The organism is Intrasporangium chromatireducens Q5-1 (assembly GCF_000576575.1).
Classification (GTDB): Bacteria; Actinomycetota; Actinomycetes; order Actinomycetales; family Dermatophilaceae; genus Intrasporangium_A; species Intrasporangium_A chromatireducens.
Genome location: NZ_AWQS01000266.1, coordinates 1 through 4875 on the forward strand (window position 1 = coordinate 1; position 4875 = coordinate 4875).

Annotated in this window: 2 protein-coding genes; both read right to left on the minus strand. The window is 72.7% G+C overall.

Annotation, left to right across the window (positions count from 1 at the left end; genetic code table 11):
* Positions 1 to 153: 153 nt before the first annotated feature.
* Positions 154 to 1620 (minus strand): FAD-binding oxidoreductase, encoded by a 1467-nt coding sequence (locus tag N864_RS19220; RefSeq protein WP_051518816.1) that lies wholly within the window; start codon positions 1618 to 1620, stop codon positions 154 to 156.
* Between the two features lie 76 nt (positions 1621 to 1696).
* A complete protein-coding gene (locus tag N864_RS19225; protein ID WP_034721051.1) occupies positions 1697 to 4783 on the minus strand; it encodes an ATP-binding protein in 3087 nt (1028 codons plus the stop codon).
* Between the last annotated feature and the right edge of the window lie 92 nt (positions 4784 to 4875).

The window sequence follows — 4875 nt, forward strand, 5'->3', positions numbered from 1 at the left end:
CGAACTCCGGAGTTCGCGCTCACTCGACGGTGGGTTTTCCCTCCCCAAGCCGTGCGCGGCCCTCCCGAGAGGTGGTATGCCGCTGAGCCGGCACCGCGCGGACCGCGCGGGCCCGCCGGAGCTGGGTGAGCGGCATACCGAAGGGGGTGGCGGTCACCCTGCCGCGGGACGGATGTTCTGGTTGACGTGGAACAGGTTGCCCGGGTCGTACTGCCGCTTGACCCGCGCGAGCCGTTCGTAGTTGGCGCCGTAGGCGGCGCGGACCCGCTCGTCACCCTCCTCCATGAGGAAGTTGACGTAGACGCTCGACGCTGCCGTGGGGTGCAGCTCGTCGAAGTAGCTGCGGGCCCACGTGCTGATGAGCTCGGCGTTGGCCGGGTCAGGGTCGACGCCGACGATGACGGCCGACCAACCTCCGTCGCGGTAGGCAAAGGCGGTCTCGTCGGAGGCGACCCGGGCCGCGGCCCCGTCGACCGGGTAGAGGTGCATCGTCGAGTGGCCGCTCGGCAGGAGCGCGGCATACTTCTCGTGCACGGCGATCGCCTCGTCGCTGATGTCGCGGACCATGTCCGAGCGCCAATACCATTGCAGCCCAGCCGGATAGAGAGCGTCGAATGCCGCCTGCAGGAGGTTGAACGGCATCTCGTGGAGTCCGACGACGAGCGGCGAGCCGAACTCACGGATCGGTGCGGTGGCCCGTTCGGCCTGGTCGAGCGGACCGGTCCAGCACCACACGATGCCGCAGGCCTTGCGGCCCCAGAGGTTCTCGGGGAAGGGCGGGGCCGGTGGGATGGTGAGGATGCCGAGCCAGCCGCTGAGCTCGGCCGGCAGGGTCGGCAGGAGCTCGCGGTACCACCGCATGACGGCAGCGGTGTCGGCGAGATCGTAGAGGACCGGGCCGCCGTAGATCCTTCCGTGGTCCCCGATGGGGTGGCAGCGGAAGGTGAACGAGGTGACGATGCCGAAGTTGCCGCCGCCGCCCCGCAGCGCCCAGAACAAGTCCGGGTGGGACTCGGTGGAGGCGTGGACGAGTCGGCCGTCGGCGAGGACGACGTCGGCGCCGAGGAGGTTGTCGACGGTCAGCCCGAACCGGCGGGTGAGGTAGCCGATGCCGCCGCCGAGGGTCAGTCCGCCCACGCCGGTCGTCGAGAGGAAGCCGCTCGGCGTGGCCAGGCCGTGCGCCACCGTGACGTGGTCGACGTCGCCCCACGTGCAGCCTCCGTCGACCCGCACGGTCTGCGACTCGGGGTCGACGGTGACGCTGCCGAGCTGGTGGAGGTCGATGACGAGCGCGTCGTCCCAGACTCCGAGCCCGGCGGCGTTGTGTGCGCCGCCGCGTACGGCGAGGTCGACGCCGTGCTCCGCCGCGAAGCGGACGCAGGTGATGACGTCGGTGCTGTCGCGGCACTGCGCCACCGCGGCGGGCCGCTTGTCGATCATCGCGTTGTAGACCCGGCGGGCGGTGTCGTAGGCCGGGTCCTCGGGGCGCACCAGCGTGCCGCGGAGGGCCGTGCGCAGCTCGCCCCACGGCACGGTCGTGGGTGTTGCGGCCGTCGTGGTCGCCTCTGTCGTCGCGGCGACGCCGAGCGAGGCGCCAGTCCGTTGTGTCTCGGTGGACATCTGGTCTCCTGGGTGTGAGTGAGGAAGTCCTCCGACGCTAGGAACGGCTGCGTTCGTGGAGCGTTCGCCAGGCGTTCTACCGCTCTGGTCGACCGCGGCCGGCCGGGACCTGCAGGTCTGCGCGTGCCTCCCGCACCTGCGGGAGCCACCAGAGGTCGTCGTTGGCGAGGGCGTGGACGGCGGCGGAGTCGAGGGCCGCTGCGGCGGCTGCGGGGTCTCCGGCGCGGCGACAGGTGTCGGCATGCAACCAGAGCCAGTAGGGCAGCCGCGTCAGTGACCGGGCTGCGAGGAAGTGGTCGATGCCGGCCCGGCTCGTCGCCCGTCCCTCGGCACCACCGTCGAGCCACCCCCGGAGCACCATGGCCCAGCCGTCGTAGTAGGCGAACTGGTAGCGGGCACAGAGCGGTTCGAGCTCCCCAAGAACGTCAGTCAGGGCCGGTCGGTCGTCGAGGAGCTGAAGGGTCACTGCCTGGTAGGAGAGGGCGACGGTCAGGGACCACGGGTGACCCAGCAGCCGGGCCTCGTGCACGGCTCGGGCGGCCAGGTCACGGGCATCGTCGGGAGCCCCGCACAGGTAGCGGGCGTGGGCCCACCAGGCCCGGGCGTGGATGGCCGTGCTCGTCCCGTTCGTCAGCCGGTCCTCCGGCCTCGCCAGGGCGCTGGCTCGCTCGAAGTGCCCGTCGGCGGCCACGGAGTCGCCGAGTGCGAGCAGCGGACCGGCGAGGGCGAGGTGCCCCTGCGCTCGGAGGTGCGGGGCTGCCTCCGTCGTGAGCTCGAGCGCCCGGCGGCCCATCGCCTCCGCCTCGCGGATCCGGCCCTGCACGAACGCGATGCTGAAGAGGGTCACGAGCGCCGCAGTCTGGTCGGCCACTTGGCCCAGCCGCTCGGCCAGCTCCACGGCCCGACGCGTGGCGCTCTCGAGCGAGGTCGACGCATACCCGCGCCGCTCGGTGAGCGGAGGCAGCAGCGAGCAGACGATCGCCAGCTCGTGCTCATCGCGGGACCGGCTCGGCGGCTGCTCGGCGAGCAGCTGCAGGGCGCGCTCGTCGAGCCGGATCGCGTCATCGAGGGCGAAGAACCCCATCGCCTCGCGGGCGGCCGCCTCCAGGAGGGGGATGGCCCGTCTGGGCAGTCCCGCGGATGCGTATTGCTCGGCGAGCGCCGCGGCCTGGGCGCCGTCGTCCGGCTCCCGCGTCCGCTCCAGCGCCTCGGCGACGCGGCGATGGGCCACCAGGCGCTGCGAGGGGCCCAGCGTCCCGTAGGCGGCCTCCCGGACCAGGTCGTGGGCGAAGTCGTAGCGGGACCCGGACCGGACGAGCAGCCGACCGCGGCACAGCCGGTCCACGAGGCGCGCCACCTCGTCATCGGAGCGGCCGCTCACCTCGGCGAGCAGGTCGAGTCCCGCGTCGCGACCGATCGCCGCGAGCAGCTGGGCGAGGTCGAGCTCCTCCTGCGGGAGGTCTGCGAACCGGCGGCGCAGGGCGGTGTGCACGCCCTCCGCGCGGATGGCGCTCGACGCGGATGCGGCGTCACGGGCTGCGACGATGACCGACAAGGGGTTGCCGGCGGTGGCGTCCCGAAGGAGCGCCCGCTCCTCGCCCGTAACTGGCCGACCGAGGACGGTCTCCGCCAGCCGCGACATGTCCTCCAGGTCGAGCTCGTCGAGGTTGAGCACCTCGGTGTGTGCGGTCGCCTGGAGGCGGGCGATCGGGTCACCGGACGGGGCAGGGGTGTGAGCGCCCCGCCGGGCCGTGCCGACGACGAGCACCGGCACGGGTAGCTGGGTGCCGAGCAGGAAGGCGACCCAGGACAGCGTGGCCCGGTCGCACCACTGGACGTCGTCGAGGCAGAGCAGGACTGGGCGGCCCACCGCGGCCACGGCGCGGGCCAGGCTCTCGAAGAACCGAATCCGCTGCCACGCGTCACTCGATGACGGCACGCGACTGGGTGTCGAGACGGCCTCCGGTGGCGGGACCGGTGATTCGGTGGCGCGCGTGACCGGCGCGAGCCGCTCGACCTCGGTCCGCCAGGTCAGGTCCAGCCGACGGACGGCGTGCCTCAGGTGTGGAGTCCGCAGCCACTCGGACACCGGCGCGAGGGGCAGCCCCGCCGTGGCGGCGTAGCAGCGCGCCTTCGAGACGACCCCACCCCGGTTGCGCACCGCGACCCCGAGCTCCTCCATGAGGCGGGTCTTGCCCACCCCGGGCTCGCCGACGATGAGCGCGAGTCGCTGACCGGACCTGGCGACCCCGTCCCAGGCGGCAAGCAGGCGCTCGAGCTCGCGAGACCGTCCGACGAACGCGGCCTGCTCGGGGCGCGGCGATACGTCTTTTGGGTGGGTCCTGTCGCGCCGCGGAGTCCCGCGCCCGGTCGGTGCCGCGGGCGCCAGCTGCACGGGCTGGGCGATTGTCGTCGGCGCCTGGTTGTCGAGCAGCTCGTCGACGAGTCGCTGCAGGGACGGACCGGGCTGCACGCCGAGCTCGCGCTCCAGAACACCGACACACCGGTGGTAGGTGCTGAGGGCGCCGGCGACATCGCCGCCGTCACGGTGCACCAGCATCAGGCAGTGGTAGCCAACCTCTTCGAGCGGTTCGAGGCGGGTGCGGAGCCGAGCCCCCGACAGGGCTGCGTCCGGTCGGCCCCGGTCCAGCCAGTATCGGGTCGCACTGTCGCAGACCTCCACCGTCGCCCGGCGCAGGCGCTCCCGCACCTCGTCCGCCCACTCGTCACGGCAGCCGGGCAGGAACTCCGCCTCGGCGCAGGTCACGACCTCCATCGCTGTTCGCAGCCCATCGGGGTCGTCGACCCTGATGGCCTCCAGGGCCGCGGCCTGGGCGCGGATCAACGTGACGACATCGATCTCGACCTCGCCCGCCGTTCCCCAGCCCAGTCCCTCCGGCCCGCTCGTCAGGCCGGCAGTCTCACCGAGCAGGGCACGCAGATGGTGCAGCTCGCGACGCAGGTTCGTGCGGGCCTGGGTCTGCGTCGAGTCGGGCCAGAGCCGCGCGGCGACCTGGGCGCGCGGCTGGATCTCGCCAGCCCGGCTGGCCAGCAGGGCGAGCAGGTCGACGGCACGCGTGGGTAGCGGGTCCACCCGGCGACCGGCCACCTGCACCTGCACGCCTCCGAGCACCCGAATCCGGAACTCACCCGCAGCAGTCATCCGGCACCTCGAGCCTTCGGCCAGTGTAGGAGCGGGTGGGCGCAGGAGGAACTGATCGACAGTTCGAGGCCGGAGTTTGCGCTCAGTCGACG